General features: G+C 51.5%; 17 protein-coding genes. 13 read left to right on the top strand and 4 right to left on the bottom strand.

What is annotated here, in order from left to right:
* Window positions 1-135: 135 nt before the first annotated feature.
* Window positions 136-828 carry a ComF family protein gene (locus ACYX4J_RS19695; RefSeq protein ID WP_476177366.1) on the bottom strand — a complete coding sequence of 231 codons (693 nt, stop codon included), beginning with the start codon at window positions 826-828 and terminating at the stop codon, window positions 136-138.
* Between the two features lie 180 nt (window positions 829-1,008).
* Between ACYX4J_RS19695 and bioB the strand changes: the two genes are divergently transcribed.
* The 3 genes from bioB to bioC are packed head-to-tail and all read left to right on the top strand — an operon-like array spanning window position 1,009 to window position 4,789.
* Window positions 1,009-2,058: a biotin synthase BioB gene (gene bioB / locus ACYX4J_RS19690; protein ID WP_476178672.1), complete on the top strand. Its 1,050-nt coding sequence runs from the start codon at window positions 1,009-1,011 to the stop codon at window positions 2,056-2,058.
* A complete protein-coding gene (gene bioF / locus ACYX4J_RS19685) occupies window positions 2,055-3,248 on the top strand; it encodes an 8-amino-7-oxononanoate synthase (protein ID WP_476177365.1) in 1,194 nt (397 codons plus the stop codon). Before bioB ends, bioF begins: the two co-directional genes overlap by 4 nt.
* Window positions 3,245-4,789 carry a malonyl-ACP O-methyltransferase BioC gene (gene bioC / locus ACYX4J_RS19680; RefSeq protein WP_476177364.1) on the top strand — a complete coding sequence of 515 codons (1,545 nt, stop codon included), beginning with the start codon at window positions 3,245-3,247 and terminating at the stop codon, window positions 4,787-4,789. The genes bioF and bioC overlap by 4 nt, the downstream gene beginning before the upstream one ends.
* A 46-nt stretch (window positions 4,790-4,835) precedes the next feature.
* Here the strand turns inward: bioC and ACYX4J_RS19675 are convergent, their stop codons facing one another.
* Window positions 4,836-5,324: a L,D-transpeptidase family protein gene (locus ACYX4J_RS19675; protein WP_445359356.1), complete on the bottom strand. Its 489-nt coding sequence runs from the start codon at window positions 5,322-5,324 to the stop codon at window positions 4,836-4,838.
* A gap of 232 nt (window positions 5,325-5,556) precedes the next feature.
* On the opposite strand from ACYX4J_RS19675, the gene bioD reads away from it, so the two are divergent.
* Window positions 5,557-6,255 (top strand): dethiobiotin synthase, encoded by a 699-nt coding sequence (gene bioD, locus ACYX4J_RS19670; RefSeq protein WP_413664193.1) that lies wholly within the window; start codon window positions 5,557-5,559, stop codon window positions 6,253-6,255.
* Window positions 6,256-6,320: 65 nt separating this feature from the next.
* Here bioD and ACYX4J_RS19665 read toward each other — a convergent pair whose 3' ends face one another.
* On the bottom strand, window positions 6,321-6,920 hold the full coding sequence (locus tag ACYX4J_RS19665; RefSeq protein ID WP_445359358.1) for a 3'-5' exonuclease: 600 nt from the start codon (window positions 6,918-6,920) through the stop codon (window positions 6,321-6,323).
* Window positions 6,921-7,080: 160 nt separating this feature from the next.
* On the opposite strand from ACYX4J_RS19665, the gene ACYX4J_RS19660 reads away from it, so the two are divergent.
* The 7 genes from ACYX4J_RS19660 to ACYX4J_RS19630 all read left to right on the top strand — a co-directional run bounded on the left by ACYX4J_RS19660 (window position 7,081) and on the right by ACYX4J_RS19630 (window position 13,355).
* On the top strand, window positions 7,081-8,178 hold the full coding sequence (locus ACYX4J_RS19660) for an amino acid--tRNA ligase-related protein (protein WP_445355179.1): 1,098 nt from the start codon (window positions 7,081-7,083) through the stop codon (window positions 8,176-8,178).
* Entirely contained in the window at window positions 8,175-9,065 is an 891-nt protein-coding gene (locus ACYX4J_RS19655) for a hypothetical protein (RefSeq protein WP_444934752.1), read from the top strand. The genes ACYX4J_RS19660 and ACYX4J_RS19655 overlap by 4 nt, the downstream gene beginning before the upstream one ends.
* Before the next feature lie 83 nt (window positions 9,066-9,148).
* Window positions 9,149-10,156, top strand: a complete 1,008-nt coding sequence (locus ACYX4J_RS19650; RefSeq protein ID WP_444914897.1) for a S66 family peptidase — start codon at window positions 9,149-9,151, stop codon at window positions 10,154-10,156.
* Window positions 10,157-10,298: 142 nt separating this feature from the next.
* Window positions 10,299-10,613 (top strand): HIT family protein, encoded by a 315-nt coding sequence (locus ACYX4J_RS19645; RefSeq protein ID WP_444959214.1) that lies wholly within the window; start codon window positions 10,299-10,301, stop codon window positions 10,611-10,613.
* Window positions 10,614-10,731: 118 nt separating this feature from the next.
* Window positions 10,732-11,097 (top strand): HIT family protein, encoded by a 366-nt coding sequence (locus ACYX4J_RS19640; protein WP_444934754.1) that lies wholly within the window; start codon window positions 10,732-10,734, stop codon window positions 11,095-11,097.
* Between the two features lie 175 nt (window positions 11,098-11,272).
* On the top strand, window positions 11,273-13,054 hold the full coding sequence (locus tag ACYX4J_RS19635) for an acyl-CoA dehydrogenase C-terminal domain-containing protein (protein ID WP_476177363.1): 1,782 nt from the start codon (window positions 11,273-11,275) through the stop codon (window positions 13,052-13,054).
* 109 nt (window positions 13,055-13,163) lie between these two features.
* Window positions 13,164-13,355, top strand: coding sequence for a DUF3094 family protein (locus tag ACYX4J_RS19630; protein WP_413664201.1), 192 nt, complete (start codon window positions 13,164-13,166; stop codon window positions 13,353-13,355).
* Here the strand turns inward: ACYX4J_RS19630 and ACYX4J_RS19625 are convergent.
* Window positions 13,352-13,822, bottom strand: coding sequence for an EVE domain-containing protein (locus ACYX4J_RS19625; protein ID WP_444926538.1), 471 nt, complete (start codon window positions 13,820-13,822; stop codon window positions 13,352-13,354). The genes ACYX4J_RS19630 and ACYX4J_RS19625 overlap by 4 nt on opposite strands.
* A gap of 121 nt (window positions 13,823-13,943) precedes the next feature.
* Here ACYX4J_RS19625 and ACYX4J_RS19620 point away from each other — a divergent pair, with 121 nt between their 5' ends.
* Window positions 13,944-15,032: a sensor histidine kinase gene (locus ACYX4J_RS19620; protein ID WP_444926539.1), complete on the top strand. Its 1,089-nt coding sequence runs from the start codon at window positions 13,944-13,946 to the stop codon at window positions 15,030-15,032.
* Window positions 15,033-15,036: 4 nt separating this feature from the next.
* On the top strand, window positions 15,037-15,852 hold the full coding sequence (locus ACYX4J_RS19615; RefSeq protein ID WP_413664204.1) for a LytR/AlgR family response regulator transcription factor: 816 nt from the start codon (window positions 15,037-15,039) through the stop codon (window positions 15,850-15,852).
* Window positions 15,853-16,069 lie beyond the last annotated feature (217 nt).

Genomic DNA, 16,069 nt, shown 5'->3' with positions numbered 1-16,069 from the left:
CAGAAATGCGGGCAATTTAGTCGCTGTTAGAACCTTAGCAGTGCTGGCAGATGAGGGACTGAGGCGCCAGAACGGCAAGGTAAGCTATTGTGACGTTGGGGTGACTATGGGTCTATTTGTAGTCGCGCCGAACAGTCATGGCGTTCTGGCCAAAACGAAGGCGCTGACCTGTTTTGCCCCGGCTGTGAGTAGCTGGCGAGTGATGATTTCAAGGGTCGCTCCCGTGGTTACAACATCGTCTACCAGGCCGATATGGGCACCCGATATTTCTCCGCGCACGGCAAAGCTGTCAGACAGGTTTTTCAGCCGTTGGTTGCGGCTGAGTTGAGACTGGGTTTTGGTGGATGTTGTTTTGCGCAGTAGTTGCAGATCTACTGGCAGGCACCAGTATTGCCCCAGCCCACTGGCAATAAGTTGAGCCTGGTTGTAACCGCGTTGCCAATAGCGACGCCAGTGCAGAGGAACCGGGGTAAGTATGTCAGGCATATCCTCTGGAGGCCCCAATTGGCGGGCAGCTAGCTGTATAAGGCTGTGTCCGGCGGCCAGGTCCCGGTGGTATTTGAAATGTTGGATTAAGTGGTTGATCGGGTAAGCGTATTGCCAGGCAGCGCTGATCTTCTTTAAGGCGGGTGGCCTCTGTAAACAGGCCGCGCAAATATTATCTTTTGCCGCCGCCAAGGGTAGGGCGCAGTAGCGGCAGCTACGGCCTAGCGCCGGTAGTTCCTGAGTGCAGGCAGAACAGATTCCAACCTCTCCCGATGCTCCGCCGCACAGCAGGCAGCGGGCCAGACTTTGGGCAAGTTTTCTACTGAAAAGCTTGTAAACCATATCGTCTCTTCCGAGTTGACAGCGGTTTGGCCGTGGCTAAACTGGCCAGTCTGGTGGATTGAACGGCAGGCGCTGAATTAGAGCTCGCTGATCGATGCCGCTAGAGCCTGCTAACAGGCTGTGAGTATCCGATTTTAATAAGCAACAGAGAGAGTACGCCCTGTGACTGCCGCCCAGCAAATGCCCGCCGCAGAGATCCGCCACGACTGGACCCGCCAGCAGGTACTGGACCTCTTCGCCATGCCGTTTAGCGACTTGATGTTTACCGCGCAGCAAGTGCACAGAGCTTATTTTGACGCCAATCGGGTACAGGTCAGTACCCTTTGCTCTATCAAGACCGGTGCTTGCCCTGAGGACTGTGCCTACTGTCCCCAAAGTGCCCGCTATGACACCGGGCTGGAGCGGGAAAAACTGATGAAGGTTGAAAAGGTGTTGCAGGAGGCAAGGGCAGCTAAGGCCGGCGGTGCTACCCGCTTCTGTATGGGGGCCGCCTGGCGCTCCCCCAAGAAAAAAGACATGCCTTACGTGACCCAGATGGTACGTGAAGTAAAGGCGTTGGGTATGGAAACCTGTATGACCCTGGGCATGTTAAATGATGATCAGGCCCAGGAGTTGGCGGATGCAGGCCTCGATTACTACAACCACAATTTGGATACTTCGCCGGAATATTACGGTGAGATTATTACCACTCGCACTTACCAGGATCGCCTGGAAACCTTGGGGCGAGTGCGCTCAGCGGGAATGAAGGTCTGTGCTGGTGGCATTGTGGGAATGGGTGAAGGCGATAAAGATCGCGCCGGGTTATTGATGCAATTGGCGAACCTGCCGGAGCACCCCGAATCAGTGCCCATCAATATGCTGGTAAAAGTCGCAGGTACCCCGCTGGAAGAACAAAAGGACCTGGACCCCTTCGAATTTATTCGCTGTATTGCTGTGGCCCGTATCATGATGCCGAAATCCCATGTGCGCCTATCCGCCGGTCGCGAGCAGATGAGCGATGAGATGCAGGCAATGGCTTTCCTCGCCGGCGCCAACTCTATTTTCTACGGTGAAAAACTGCTGACGACCGCGAATCCGGAAGCTAACGAAGATATGCAGTTGTTCAGTCGCCTGGGTATTAAGCCAGAAGAGTATCAGCAGTACGCCGATGAGGCTGAAGTGGAAGCGGAATTGAACGCGCAGATCACCGAACAGCAAAATGATGCCCTCTTCTACGACGCGGCCAAATGACCCTGAATGAAGTCCTGCAACAGCGCCTCGCCGAGCGCCGCCAGCAGAATCTGTACCGGGAGCTAAAAACCCTCGATCGTGCACCCGGGCCGCGAGCCCGGGTCGATGGGCGGGAGCTACTGGTATTTAGCAGTAACGACTACTTGGGGCTTGCCAGCCGCGAGGAAGTCATCGCAGCACAGAAGGCGGGAGCGGAGTGTGGTGCAGGCGCCACAGCCTCTCACCTGGTTAATGGTCACCTGGATATTCATCACCGCTTGCAGCAGTGCATCGCCGAGGTAACCGGGCGAGAAGCGGCGCTGATATTCTCGAGTGGCTACATGGCGAATATCGGCACTATTTGTGCCCTGCTGGGGCGAGCCGACAATATTGTTTCGGACAGGCTTAATCACGCCTCACTGATTGACGGTGCCCGTTTGAGTGGCGCCAACAGTCTGCGCTTTGCCCATAACGATCTCGCTGGCCTTGAACGCCAATTGCAGCGCGCTACTAGCCGGGGTGGCGCTACTTTAGTAGCGGTGGATGGCGTTTACAGCATGGATGGTGATTTGGCCCCTCTGGCTGAGATTGCCACTCTGTGTAAGCAATACAACGCCTGGTTAATGGTTGATGAGGCCCACGGCTTTGGCGTAATGGGTAGCGAAGCATACCCACTGGCGGGCAGCTGTGCCCTGGCGGGGCTGTCCCAGGAACAAGCCCCGGTTGTGATGGGTACCCTGGGGAAAGCGGTTGGCAATGCCGGTGCCTTTATTGCGGGCTCTCGGTCACTGATAGATTTCCTCACCCAGTTTGCGCGGCCCTATATCTATACCACCGGAATGACGCCAGCAGTGGCTGCCGGCGCCTTGGCTGCTATCGCATTGATTCGCGATGAGCCTCAGTTACAAGGGCGCTTGCGGGTAAATATCGCTTATTTCCGCCGGGGGGCACTACAGCTCGGTCTACCTCTTCAGGCGTCAGCCAGTGCGATACAGCCGCTGGTGTTGGGCTGTGAAAACACTGTGATGGCGGTTGCCAGAGAATTGCAGGAGCGCGGGTTCCTGGTGGGTGCCATTCGCCCGCCTACAGTGCCGCCGGGCACTGCGCGCTTGCGCATTACCCTGAGCGCGGCTCACCGGGCCGAGGATATTGATGAGCTACTAGGCGCGCTGCAGCAGATTTTGCAGGACGCAGGGGTACTGGATAAGTGACACGGGTTGAACACTTGGTTTTCCTGCATGGGTGGGGCGGGAGTGCAGACCTTTGGCGGCCGCTTATAGAATCCCTGGCGCGTCGTCCAGAAGTGCAACTCCACTGTATTGAGTTACCTGGATTTACTACACAAGGTGCTGAGGACTGGCCCCCACTAGAAGCTTTGCTGCAGAAGCTTTACCAGCAACTTCCCCCTCGCTGTATCCTGGTTGGCCACTCCCTCGGCGGTATGCTTGCTGTTCGCCTGGCTTCTATAGCGAAGCAGGACAAAGTTCTGGGGTTAATGACCATAGCTGCCAATGCCTGCTTTGTGGAGCGAGATGGCTGGCCGGGCATGGCCGAGAGCACTTTCAAGGCATTTTTCGATGCTTTTACATCATCTCCGGAGAGTACCTGGGAGCGATTTTGCTCACTACAGGCAAGGGGTGATAGCGCCATGCGCTCTTTGCTTAAAGACCTTAAGGCACAAAAACCTCAAATAAATAGTGATGCCTGGCGGGGAGCATTGTGCTGTCTGGCAGAGTTGGATAACCGCCAATACCTGGAACGTCTGTCCGTGCCCGCACGGCACCTGTTTGGTGACAGGGATGCCCTGGTTCCCATTGAGGCTGCTCGGTCCATTGAGGCGTGTGGGGGCACTATTAAAGTCATACCCGAGACGGGCCATTTACCCCATTGCACCAAGGCTGATATCGTCGCTGAATATCTATTCGAGTTTCTGGGGCCTATTGGCCCCCCCCCGGCTGAGCCGTTTGATAAGGCTGCGGTAGCTCGCTCTTTTACCCGGGCAGCACAGGGCTACGATGATTGCGCCCATCTGCAGCGGGCAGTCTGCCGGCAACTGTTGGCCCAAGCCGATGACAGCTGGGCACCCCGCACAATCCTCGATTTGGGCAGTGGCACCGGATTCGGTACTGAACTGTTGCGGCGGCATTTTCCTAAGGCGCAAATTATTGCCCTGGATCTGGCGGAGGGGATGCTGAAATTTGCCCGGACGCAAAGACCCGAAGCTGATGGTTACGTTGCGGCCGATGCCGAGCAGTTACCCCTGGCGGCGGGTAGTATTGATTTGGTGTTTTCAAGTATGGCGCTGCAATGGTGCTACCGCCTGCCGCAATTGTTTGCTGAGTTGCAGCGAATACTGGCCCCTGAAGGGCGGTGCCTGGTTGCCACCCTTGGCCCTAAAACCCTGGTGGAATTGAAACAGAGTTGGGCTCAAGTGGATGGGGGTGTACATGTCAATCAGTTCCTGCCCGCCGAGCAATGGCGTGAAGCGGCACTGCACAGTGACCTCAGCGGATTGGTTACGGATGAATTGCGCCTACTGCACTTTGATAGCCTGCGCCAGTTGATGCGGGAGCTTAAGGGAGTGGGTGCACACAATATTAACCGGGCGGCGGATAAAGGTATGACAGGTCGCCGCAAACTGCAGCACTTGTCCGTGGCCTATGAGAATAAGCGGGAAGAGCGTGGATTGCCGGTAACTTACGAGGTGATCTATATGAATCTCACCGCTTGCAGGGCAAAAAAATCCGGCTGACCTGCGCCTATCGCAACGCAGGGAGCCGGGTGCAAGATTGAAGAGATCAGGGGTAGATGTCGATAGGGATTGGCGTCTTCACCAGAGCCCAGATTTCGTCCATTTCGCGATTGGAGGCCACGGCGATACAGCCATCGGTCCAGTTGGTGCGGCGCAGGTGTTTTTCCATATAGGACCACTGGGGCTTGATACCGTGGATCATAATGTCACCGCCGGGACTGACCCCCATTTTGGCTGCCCGTGCACGGTCCTGCTTGTTGGGATAGGACACGTGGATTGAACGGTAAAAACGGCTGTTGGGATTCTTCCAGTCCAGTGTGTAGCGGCCTTCAGGGGTGCGCTCGTCCCCCTGGCGAACCTTGTGTCCCCTGGGGTTATCGCCAAAAGACACGGTATAGCTTTTCACGACACGGCCGTCCCGTATCAGCTGCATGAGTTTCTTGGACTTATAAACTACGACGTGGTCAACGGGATCAACTTTCGCTGAAGCAAAGATTGGCACCAGCAGGAGCAGGGCAAAGGTCAGGTATCGCATGGTCTTTAAGCAGTTCGGGTAGTTGTCGGTTATTTCGCAATGACACCGCATCCCTGCTGTCTGTCCCCTTTAAAAGGGGGTTATTGTGTGAGCGCAACCCCGTGCCTTCTTATCGATGTACGGCCTGATTTGTTCAAAATTTGCGCTACCGGGTTAATTTATCACCATCTGAGTGGCGTGAAAAGTCACGTTATGAAAAAAGTTAACTTTTATTGGAGGAGGGGGTTAGGCCTTGGCAAAAACCTATTTTATCGCCGGTACTGACACCGAGGTCGGCAAGACATATGTGAGCGCCGCACTGCTATCGGCAGCGGCGGAGGCAGGCTTGCAAACGGCGGCAGTGAAGCCTGTGGCATCTGGATGTGAGCACACGGATGATGGCCTGCGCAATGAAGATGCCCTTTTGCTCCAGGAAGCGATGACTCTGAAGCTGCCTTACCAGCAAGTAAACCCCTTTGCCCTGGAGCCCGCTATTGCTCCGCATATAGCGGCCGCAGAGGTGGGTAAGCAGTTAAATGTTGCGCGGATGGCTGGCGTCTGTCGGGGAGTGATGTCTGCAGGGGCCGACCTGGTTTTGATCGAAGGTGCTGGTGGCTGGCGCACCCCGTTGGGCCCAAGAAGCTTTCTGTCCCAGTTGCCCCGGGAACTAAACCTACCGGTCATACTCGTGGTGGGCATGCAACTTGGCTGTATCAACCATGCATTACTCACAGTAGAGGCAATCCGCCGTGATGGGCTTCCGTTAGTGGGTTGGGTAGCCAACTTTGTACGTGGTGAGGGTATGGCTCGCGCAGAGGAGAATCTGCATACCCTTAAGGCTCTACTGCCGGCTCCTCTTCTAGGCTCTCTTCCATTCGATAGCGCCGCGAACTATCGCAATGCTGCCCAGTACCTGGATATCGATGGGTTAATTGCCCAAGCCGATCACTGATGGGGCGGTAGGATAAGGAGAAGGCGCAAAATGCTGTCCTTACAAGGTGATATTACTAGGCCTGATTATATCTGATTTAAAAAGCTAGTTCGTAGGGCGATATCATTTTCCAGAAGTTGGGCGATATTTCGTGTGTCATCGATACCGGAATGCAGTCGCCCACTAAATGTAAGCCCCGATAGTTTAATAGCCTTGGCTAGGTTGACGCGGTGTCCTTTATTGTCAGCGAATATTTGCTTCACATTAATGTGAGGCAGGTACTGTAAGGGGTTTGCTATTTCCTTTCTGCCTGTTTCCATGCGCAATTGCCATGCATCAAAATTTCCCCAGCTGCCCCATGCGGCTAATTCATAGTTGGAAAGCCAATCTTTGAATTTATCCAGTACCCCGGGTAACAACGAGGCCTTATCAACCTGCTCCTGAGTAATACCCGTTAATTCGGTACAAAATAGTGTCAATTTCCTGTGAAGAAAGGGTTTTACGTATAGCTGCCTTTCATCTAATTGAACAAAAGCTTTTTGTGTCAAACTTCCCACTATCGCACCCAACTCTATGGTTTCGGCTTCTTCTGGAGGGAGGGGCGGCTCGTTATCACAAGTACATTCGAGATCAACCAAAAGGATACAGGTTTGATTCTTCATCGTTAATTGAGAAGCTTTTTGCAAGAATATTCATGACAATGTTTAATTTATAGTCTATGTAGTTATTCGGATAAAGCTGGCGTGATTTTCTCTAATTTTTCATTATTTCCTAACTCGGTTATTGCAGTTATTGGATTTGCGTTATTGATTTATTAAAGGGGGAAACAAAACGCGCACCAAAAATTTGTATCGTCCAGCAGTAAAAAGTAGATGGATATATTCTTATGGGGATATCTCTTTGATTGGGGTTGGGAAATTGACTACGAATGAGCATACAAATGGCTGGCAACCACCGATTCTTGAAGATCCCAGCAGATACTTGAAACTAGCAAATAATTCTTGGTTTAACTTGCTGGTAGATTTGCAAGACATACTTACTCGAGAGACAGCAATGTTCTGGCGAGGCCAGGGAATTGGAACCGTTCACTTACCTGTTACGACTGGTAGTATTTCGAGCCCAGTTGGGCTGGGCAGTGATTCAATTCCTGTGAGTATTCAATTAAATGGTCAGGAAACATATCTAGCCGACTCCATGCAGTTTCAGCTTGAGTTGTGTTGTCGAATGAAGCCTCGGGGCGCTTATTATCTAATGCCGTCATTTCGTGGGGAGGACTGGGACGCTACACATCTCTGTCAGTTTATGCACAGCGAGGTAGAAATTAGTGGCGACTTGGATGAGGCTATGTCTTTGGCTGAAGGATATATCCGTGTGCTTTGCGAAGCGATACTTAGGGAGCAAGCTGAGTCAATTACACGAGCAATCGGCAGCTTAAGTCACTTAGAGTCAGTGGCAAACGGAGATTTAACTTTTAATTCTGTTACTTTTGATGAAGCCGCCAAGCTTCTTCAGGACAAGCCGGAGTTTATCGATAAAACGGATTACGGGCGAAATCTTACTAGAGCGGGAGAGCGAGAGCTTATCAGAACTATTGGCCCCTTTGTTTGGGTTACCAAGTGGGACCATGGAATTGTTCCTTTTTATCAAGCCATGGATAAAAACGGCTATAGCGCATTAAATAGTGATCTCTTATTTGGATGTGGCGAAGTGGTTGGTTGTGGTGAGAGACATGTTGACGATCTGGCCGTTCTCACAGCTATGAAGGTACATGGGGTAAATCCAGAATCCTATAAGTGGTATACGAATATGAAGCGGGTTTACCCATTGAGAACGGCTGGATTTGGCATGGGTGTTGAGCGATTTTTGATGTGGGTGCTCCAACACGATGATATTCGGGATCTCCAGATATTACCTCGTAGAAATGGATTTGAATTGTCACCATGAGTTCTTTCGATAGGGACCCTTCAAGTTACAATATTTCTAATCAGGTAAGAATTAGCTCACTGGGATTAGCTGAAGATAGAGTACCTCAGCACTTACACCCCATACTTTCATTTATCAATTCATGGGCAAATCAACAAGATGCACCAGTGACTATAACTATAGGTGGAAGCATCGCATCTGGTGAAGCCGATGCTTTTAGTGATTTGGATATCACGGCAGTCTATGAGTCGACTAATCCACTCAATAGGGCCAGAGCTGAATTTGAGCAGATGTTCACCCGGTATTTTAATATTTGCGTGACATTCTCTGCTGTGCATGCGGGAATCCCAAATTTACTTGTTTTCTATACTCGACAAGATGACTGGATTGTAAAGTTAGATATAAGTTTTTTGTATTGTGCAGATCCTCCCTGCTGTATCCAAGAACCATTCATCGTCTTGCGTAAAGATATTCCTATCAACCAAAACACCATGCCTGATACGGAATCAATGTCAGTGCAGGATATTATTCCTCGTTATTGTGGATGGCTTTGGTATACATTTGCAAAAATTAAAAGAGGTGAGAGTCTGGCTGCTTGTGACTCTCTCGCCTTTACACGTAAACATGCCATTATCCCACTTATTCAACAGGCTACAGGTGTTAAATTACAGGGGGATCGGCGATTAGAGCAGCGATTGCCGACCGACTGGGTAGAACAACTTCATAACACTCACCCTCGTACTTTGAAGCCTGAGGATCTTTATTTGAGTCAAGCTAGCCTTCATCAAATTTTCCTGCGAGCGGTTAATGAAATAGGAAAGTCTGATTTGTTACTAGAGGAGCAAAAATATAATCAGCTTGTTGATGTGTTACGACGGCAGGGGCTAACCATTGACTGGCCTGAATAATGATGCAATGTCGGTAAACTTTGGGCGCTCTGGGCATAAGCCCAGAGAAACAATGTTCGAAATGAAAAGTTCACGCTATCAATATGAATAACAGGTTTTATCCTAAGTTAATACCGGGAAAGGCGATAGCAATATATTCACCCTCTTCAAATGTAGCAAGTGAATATCCTGACCGATTAATTCGGAGCGTCAAAGCCTTGGAGCGAACCTTGAATACAAAGGTTGTACTGCCGGAGCAGGTGTGCTTTTCAAGAGGATTTACGGCAGGGACTGCATTGGAGCGGGCTCAGGCGTTTGAGAGTTTATTACTCGATCACTCGATTGCGGGAATCATGTGTTCAATTGGAGGATTCAACTCAGCTGAAATATTAGAACACTTGAATCGAGATATTGTTTGCCGATACCCCAAAGTGTTAATTGGCAACAGCGATGCGACAGCCTTGATTTTAGGTATTTTTAGTTTGAGTGGATGGACTACTTATTTTGGCCCCACGCTGTTACCCCAGTTTGGCGAATACCCTCAGCCTTTTGCTTTTACGATCGAGAACCTTTTTTCTGCCATCGGTAATAATGAGACCTTGACAGAGCTAAGAGATCCTGCTGCATGGACTCGTGAATTTACTGACTGGGGTGAAAGTCCGCAACGGCGTCGTTTGATGGGAAAAGACAGTCACCGAATAGTTTATCGAGAAGGGCTGGGTGAGGGGATATTGTTTGGAGGGAATATAGAGACGCTAAATATGCTTGTGGGTACGCCATATCTTAATATCCCCTCAGATATTATTTTTTTCTGGGAGGCCCATGCTGAAGAAGCGCGACTAGAGAGGGTTCGTCGTGCCCTTACCCATCTGCGTCAATCAGGGATACTCTCTCACGTTAGAGGTATGCTTATTGGACGCTCTCCATATTGCACTGATATAGCCGGCGTCACGCTAAAAGATACGGTTCTTGAGGCTTGTGCGGATTTCGACTTTCCAATAGTGGCGAATCTAAGCTTTGGGCACACAGATCCCATGTTGACTTTGCCAATCGGTGTTTTGGCTAATGTTTGTGTAATGAAAGGTAGTGAGGCCCGTATCACAATTGTCTAACTTACTTTTATCAAAACAGGGATGCCCATGCGGTTATTGCTTGAGTACCCCGGGGGAGAGGTCGCAATTTATTGTCTGCCAAAATGATGTTGCGACCGCACTAATACCGATACGGCCGAGAATTAGGGGGAATGTGGTGGTGGTGCCTCACGTCTATCATACGGATTTTTCCACATTCAATCAGAGTGAGTTCCGCGATCTATTTAAGTGTGTCAGGGAGTCTACTTTTGCAGTAGAAAACCTCTATGATCCGGATGGCACCAATGTCTGGTGTGATTGGGGGGAAATTACGGGGCGATCCTATCTTCACTTAGTTTGGGAGATTGTCCCCAGGAGTGACAGGAAAGCGGGTAGAAAATATCGCTATACGGATATTTTTTCGTGTCCGCAATGGAGTTCGCCGGAGAGGGCGAAGGAAGCTGCACGTCTACGCGGTGCTCTCAATTGCTCGAAATAGCCCCTATTATAAAACGATCATAACTTGTATTGAGTTTGCTGTGCCTTATACGTTTCGAGTTCGAAGGCCGTGCCCGCTATGTACACTGATGCATTCGAATGTTCCGCTGGTAAAGGAGATGAAGCACGCTTGCCTGGCGGTAAATCCGAGGCAGCGCAGTAAAGGCGCATTGTTAGTAATCCCTTCTTTGCACACGAATCATTTTACCGCTTGTGACTCGGTAGTTTTATCAGATGTCAGCAATTTGATCCTAACGGGTGTTGATATTCTGCGAGAGGCATTTCAGCCAGATGGTATTCATACATTCTGCAATTCCGGAGTGTCCGCAGGCCAGTCTGAAGATCACATGCATGTGCAAATCATCCCGCGATATGCAGATGAGCCCTATTCATTTGTACCCAGTGATGAGATTCCACTATTAGCTGAGGATAAGTTAGCCGAACTCGTCAGCGTTCTACTGCGAAGGAGCGCCAATGTAGACTAGCAGCAGTTTTTTCAGCCGGCTCTAGTGAGCGGTACAGCACCCATTCAACAGATTGTTCCCACTCTTTAGAACTGAGTGCTTGTCAGGTTCCTCAAAGCCCGAGACTGTTGACATTAGGGCGCTTCGGCCCTAGATTCAAACGAGCGTTTGAAACACTTGAATGAGGACCGGGAGCATGGCCGACTATAAGGCGCCACTAAGGGAGATGAACTTCCTACTTCACGAGGTATTTGCTGCGGAAAAACTCTGGGCGGAATTGCCCGGGTTGGCTGGAGCGGTAGATCGTGAGACCGCAGATGCGATTCTCGAAGAGATGGCCAAGCTGGCTGCCAACACCCTGGATCCGATCAATCGCACTGGCGACGAAGAGGGTTGCCAGTGGAATGACGGTGTGGTGACCACGCCGAAAGGCTTTAAAGAAGCCTATGCCACCTTCTGTGAAGGTGGTTGGGGTGGACTGCTGGGCAACCCGGAATACGGCGGCATGGGTATGCCGAAAATGCTGGGCGCTCAGGTTGAGGAGATGATCAATGCTTCAAATATCTCTTTTGCACTCTACCCGGTTCTGACTAACGGCGCCTGCCTGGCAATTGATGCCCACGCCAGTGGTGCGCTGAAAGAAAAATACCTGCCCAAGATGTATGAGGGAACCTGGGCTGGTGCCATGGGCCTTACCGAGCCTCACGCCGGTACAGACCTGGGTATTATCCGCACCAAGGCCGAGCCCCGTGGCGATGGCAGCTTTAGCATTAGCGGCAGCAAGATCTTTATCACCGGCGGTGACCAGGATCTGTCCGAAAATATTATCCACCTGGTATTAGCAAAATTGCCGGACGCACCCAAGGGGCCGAGAGGCATTTCGCTGTTCTTGGTGCCCAAATACAAGGTGAACGAAGACAACAGCATCGGCGAACACAACGATGTGAACTGTGGCTCAATCGAGCACAAAATGGGTATCAAGGCCTCGGCTACCTGTGCGATGAACTTCGACGGCGCGCAGGGCTGGCTGGTCGGCGAGGAGAACAAAGGACTCGCGGCCATGTTTACCATGATGAACTACGAGCGTCTGGGTGTCGGTATCCAGGGCCTCGGCGCCTCAGATCGCTCCTATCAAAATGCTGTTGAATACGCTCGCGACCGTATCCAAAGCCGTTCTCCAGCGGGCGCCAAGCAGCCGGAGAAAGCCGCAGACCCCATCATTGTGCACCCGGATGTGCGCCGTATGCTGCTCACCCAAAAAGCCTTGGTGAACGGCGGCCGCGCTCTGTCCACTTACGTGGCCAAGTGGTTGGATATTTCCAAGTTCGGCGAGGGTGAAGAGAAAAAGAACGCGGAGAATATGGTTGCCTTGCTGACCCCGGTAGCCAAAGCCTTTACTACCGATATGGGATTGGATTGCACCATCCTCGGTCAGCAGGTCTTCGGTGGCCACGGTTATATCCGCGAATGGGGCCAGGAACAGTTGGTGCGCGATGTGCGTATTACCCAGATCTATGAAGGAACCAATGGTATCCAGGCTCTGGATCTGGTGGGCCGCAAGACTGTAGCCACTGGCGGTGCTCTATTCGAATTGTTTGCTGCAGATGTACAGGGCTTTATCGATGCCCAGATTGATCGAGAGGAAATGGCAGAGTTTATCCAGCCGCTTATCGCAGAGATGCAACGCCTGCGTGAAGCAACTGAGAATATGGTTGCCGCCACTCAGCAAGACCCCCACGCACCGGGTGCTGCCTCTGTAGAGTACCTGCACCTGTTCGGCTACGTCGCTTACGCCTTTATGTGGGCGAAAATTGTGTCTGCGGCGCTGCCGAAAGCGGAAGCGGATAGCTTCTACAGCGGCCAGATAAAGACAGCGCGCTTCTACTTTGCTCGCCTGTTGCCACGCACCCAGGCATTGGCCGGCAGTGTCAATGCAGGTAGCGCTAGCTTGATGGACTTGGAGGAAGAGCTGTTCTAACAGCTCCCTGCGAAAGTGTTAAAAAGCCCCGCTATGCGGGGCTTTTTTGTGGAGCTGTAGAAAGCTTTCTCCTAAACTCAGGGCACAAAAATAACGAGCGAAAGTGCCCATGTTAGATCCCTCCGAAAAGAAACTCTCCGATGAAGACCAAGCCAAGGTCGATAAATACCTGCAGTCCGGCATCAACAGTGTCGAACGCAAGCCTTTCCGCCCCTGGGTACTATTACTCGGCTTGTTAGCGTTATTGACCTTGCTATCGTTGCTGAGCCTGTATATCGCCCAGACAAAAGGTATCGTTTAGCGCGGCGTGGAGCTTCCCAAGTGCTGGAGTAGCTGCCATTCGTCACCGGAAACTGGCTGGATAGACAGGCGCCCCTGTTTTACCAGCACCATCTCAGCCAATTGGGGGATGCCCTTGATTTCTGCGAGGGGCACCGGCCGTTGGAACTCACTTCGCCAGCGAATATCCACGCAGTACCAGCGCGGTTTATCCTCGCTGGCCTTGGGGTCAAAGTACTTGCTTTCCGGGTCGAACTGGGCCGGATCGGGGTAGGCAGAGCGAACCACTACAGCGGTGCCCACAACTGCCGGCACCTTACAGGCACTGTGATAAAACAGCACGCCATCTCCTTCCTTCACCTTATCGCGCAAAAAATTGCGTGCCTGATAATTGCGGATACCATCCCAGCTACCGCAACCGCTGGATTCGGCAGCGAGGTCCTGGAGGCTGTATTCATCGGGCTCAGATTTAAATAACCAGTAGGTCATGCGGCAGTTTGTCTCTTTGCTGCGCCGGTTGGTGTTTCGCCGGCTTTCGACGCCATTTAGTATGAAGCTGCCGATTAGTGTCAAATCGGCGCATAGATTTTTACCCAATAAGCGGGAGATTATGGGAAGCAAAACACTTCAGTGGCTCTCACAGAAGCTGGCCAGTCGTCGCTCACAGTACTGGGCCCTGCAGCTCTCTGGTTGGGGGGGCTATACGCTGTTGACCTTTGTAGGCAGTTTTTTCTGGGTGAATGATCACTGGATTCACTCTGGCTACATCATAGTTGCCACTACAGCGGGGGTTGTTCTCAGCGAGAGCATGCGCTTGGGTTTTCACCGCTTGTGGAGTAAGCCTCCGGCACTGAGATTGCTAGGCTCTTTACTGCTGGTGGTAATGGCGGCAGTGATTTGGGCAGCAATTAAATTCGCCGGCTCCCTGTGGCTTTATGGTCACGACGGTGATGAGCACCCGGCACTCCTGGCTATCTACTGGTTCACCTATTCATTTCTGATCCTGATGACCTGGGCGGCGCTCTATTACGGCATCAAATATTACCGCTCCTCTCAGGCCCAGCAGGAGAAGGCGCTGCGGGCGGAATCAATGGCGCACCAGGCTCAATTGAAAATGCTGCGCTACCAGTTAAATCCGCACTTCCTGTTTAATACGCTCAACGCAATTTCTACTTTGATCCTCGATAATGACGGGCGTACGGCCAACAATATGGTGACGCGCCTGTCCCAATTCTTGCGCCACTCTCTGGATAATGACCCTATGCAGAAGGTCACCTTGGCGAAGGAAGTTGAGGCGCTGATGTTGTATCTGGACATTGAGAAGGTACGCTTCGCCGATCGTTTAGGGGTGAACCTGGATTTACAGGGGGAGTCGCCCCAGGCTCTGGTGCCGAGCCTGCTACTGCAACCGCTGGTTGAAAACGCGATCAAATACGGGATTTCACAGCTGGAGTGGGGCGGTGAGATTGGCATCAAGTCACGGGTTTTCGCCGGCGAATTGTTATTGGAGGTCAGCGATAACGGCCCCGGCATGTCGGAAGAGGAGCTGCGCCTGATTGGCAAAGGCTACGGAGTGGGTATTCGCAATACCTGTGAGCGCCTTAAGGCCCTTTATGGCGATGACCAGAGAGTGCGTTTCCGCAACCGCCCAGAAGGGGGCTTGTCGGTAAATATTCGTATTCCCTTTGAACAGGAATAAAGAGATGAGTGGAGTAGAGACCCTGAGGGCGATCGTTGTCGATGATGAACCCCTGGCTCGTCGCGGTTTGCGGCTGCGCCTGGAGCAGATGGCTAATATCGAGGTGGTTGCAGAGAGCGGCAATGGTCGCGATGCGTTAGACAAAATACTGGAGCTGAAGCCCGATGTAGCATTTGTGGATATCCAGATGCCTGGCGTAAACGGTTTGCAACTGGTTCAGTTGATTCCGGTGGACTCTCTACCTCATGTCGTTTTTGTCACGGCCTACGACCAGTATGCGGTAGAGGCTTTTGAAATCAATGCGGTGGACTACGTATTAAAACCCATCGAAGAAGAGCGCTTGGAGTTGGCTCTTACCCGAGTCAGGGAACAGAGAGCTAACGCTGATATCGCTAACCAACGAGAGCAATTACTTGAAGCTGTTGCCGATTTGACCAAGGAATCCCCTGAGGTGCTGGAGCAGAAGCTGGTTAGCGGGCAATTTGCCGGCAGTGCCTATCCGGACAAAATTGCAGTGAAAGATGCGGGCAAAATAACTTTGGTGCCCTCCAGTGAAATCGACTGGATCGATGCTGCCGGTGATTATATGTGCGTTCACGCTCGGGGTGAGACCCATGTGATGCGTATCACCATGAAAGAACTGGAGCAGCAGTTGGACCCGAAACTTTTCCAGCGCATACACCGTTCAACCATCGTCAATTTAAGTCGGGTAAGGGAAATACGTGCCCATATTAATGGCGAATACCATCTGGTGTTAGATAGCGGTGAATGTTTAAAAATGAGCCGCAGCTATAAAAATAAAGTCCAGCACTTCCTCTGATTCATAACTTTTATATGGCTCTCGGTTGAGGCAGCAAAGCAGCTGGGTTTTTCAGCTATAGCGCTGCCTCTAAATACATGGATTTCATTTTGTGAATTTGTATTTTATTTCCGGCGAATAAACGGGCTCTTCATGGCCTGATCGAATTTTCCTGGCAACTAGTCGCAATTGCCTTGTAAGGAATTCATATTCCGCTAGCCTTCAGTCCCAATAAAAA

The organism is Microbulbifer sp. ABM4_008 (assembly GCF_056311705.1).
The sequence above is the reverse complement of the archived record's forward strand: the minus strand, read 5'-3'. Positions and strand labels throughout refer to the sequence as shown.

Coding starts and splice junctions, on each gene's coding strand:
- ACYX4J_RS19640 (WP_444934754.1), top strand. CDS start 10,732: ATGAAGCACGCTTGCCTGGCGGTAAATCCGAGGCAGCGCAGTAAAGGC.
- ACYX4J_RS19695 (WP_476177366.1), bottom strand. CDS start 828: ATGGTTTACAAGCTTTTCAGTAGAAAACTTGCCCAAAGTCTGGCCCGC.
- ACYX4J_RS19620 (WP_444926539.1), top strand. CDS start 13,944: ATGGGAAGCAAAACACTTCAGTGGCTCTCACAGAAGCTGGCCAGTCGT.
- bioF (WP_476177365.1), top strand. CDS start 2,055: ATGACCCTGAATGAAGTCCTGCAACAGCGCCTCGCCGAGCGCCGCCAG.
- ACYX4J_RS19655 (WP_444934752.1), top strand. CDS start 8,175: ATGAGTTCTTTCGATAGGGACCCTTCAAGTTACAATATTTCTAATCAG.
- ACYX4J_RS19625 (WP_444926538.1), bottom strand. CDS start 13,822: ATGACCTACTGGTTATTTAAATCTGAGCCCGATGAATACAGCCTCCAG.
- bioB (WP_476178672.1), top strand. CDS start 1,009: ATGCCCGCCGCAGAGATCCGCCACGACTGGACCCGCCAGCAGGTACTG.
- ACYX4J_RS19675 (WP_445359356.1), bottom strand. CDS start 5,324: ATGCGATACCTGACCTTTGCCCTGCTCCTGCTGGTGCCAATCTTTGCT.
- ACYX4J_RS19630 (WP_413664201.1), top strand. CDS start 13,164: ATGTTAGATCCCTCCGAAAAGAAACTCTCCGATGAAGACCAAGCCAAG.
- ACYX4J_RS19615 (WP_413664204.1), top strand. CDS start 15,037: ATGAGTGGAGTAGAGACCCTGAGGGCGATCGTTGTCGATGATGAACCC.
- ACYX4J_RS19635 (WP_476177363.1), top strand. CDS start 11,273: ATGGCCGACTATAAGGCGCCACTAAGGGAGATGAACTTCCTACTTCAC.
- ACYX4J_RS19650 (WP_444914897.1), top strand. CDS start 9,149: ATGAATAACAGGTTTTATCCTAAGTTAATACCGGGAAAGGCGATAGCA.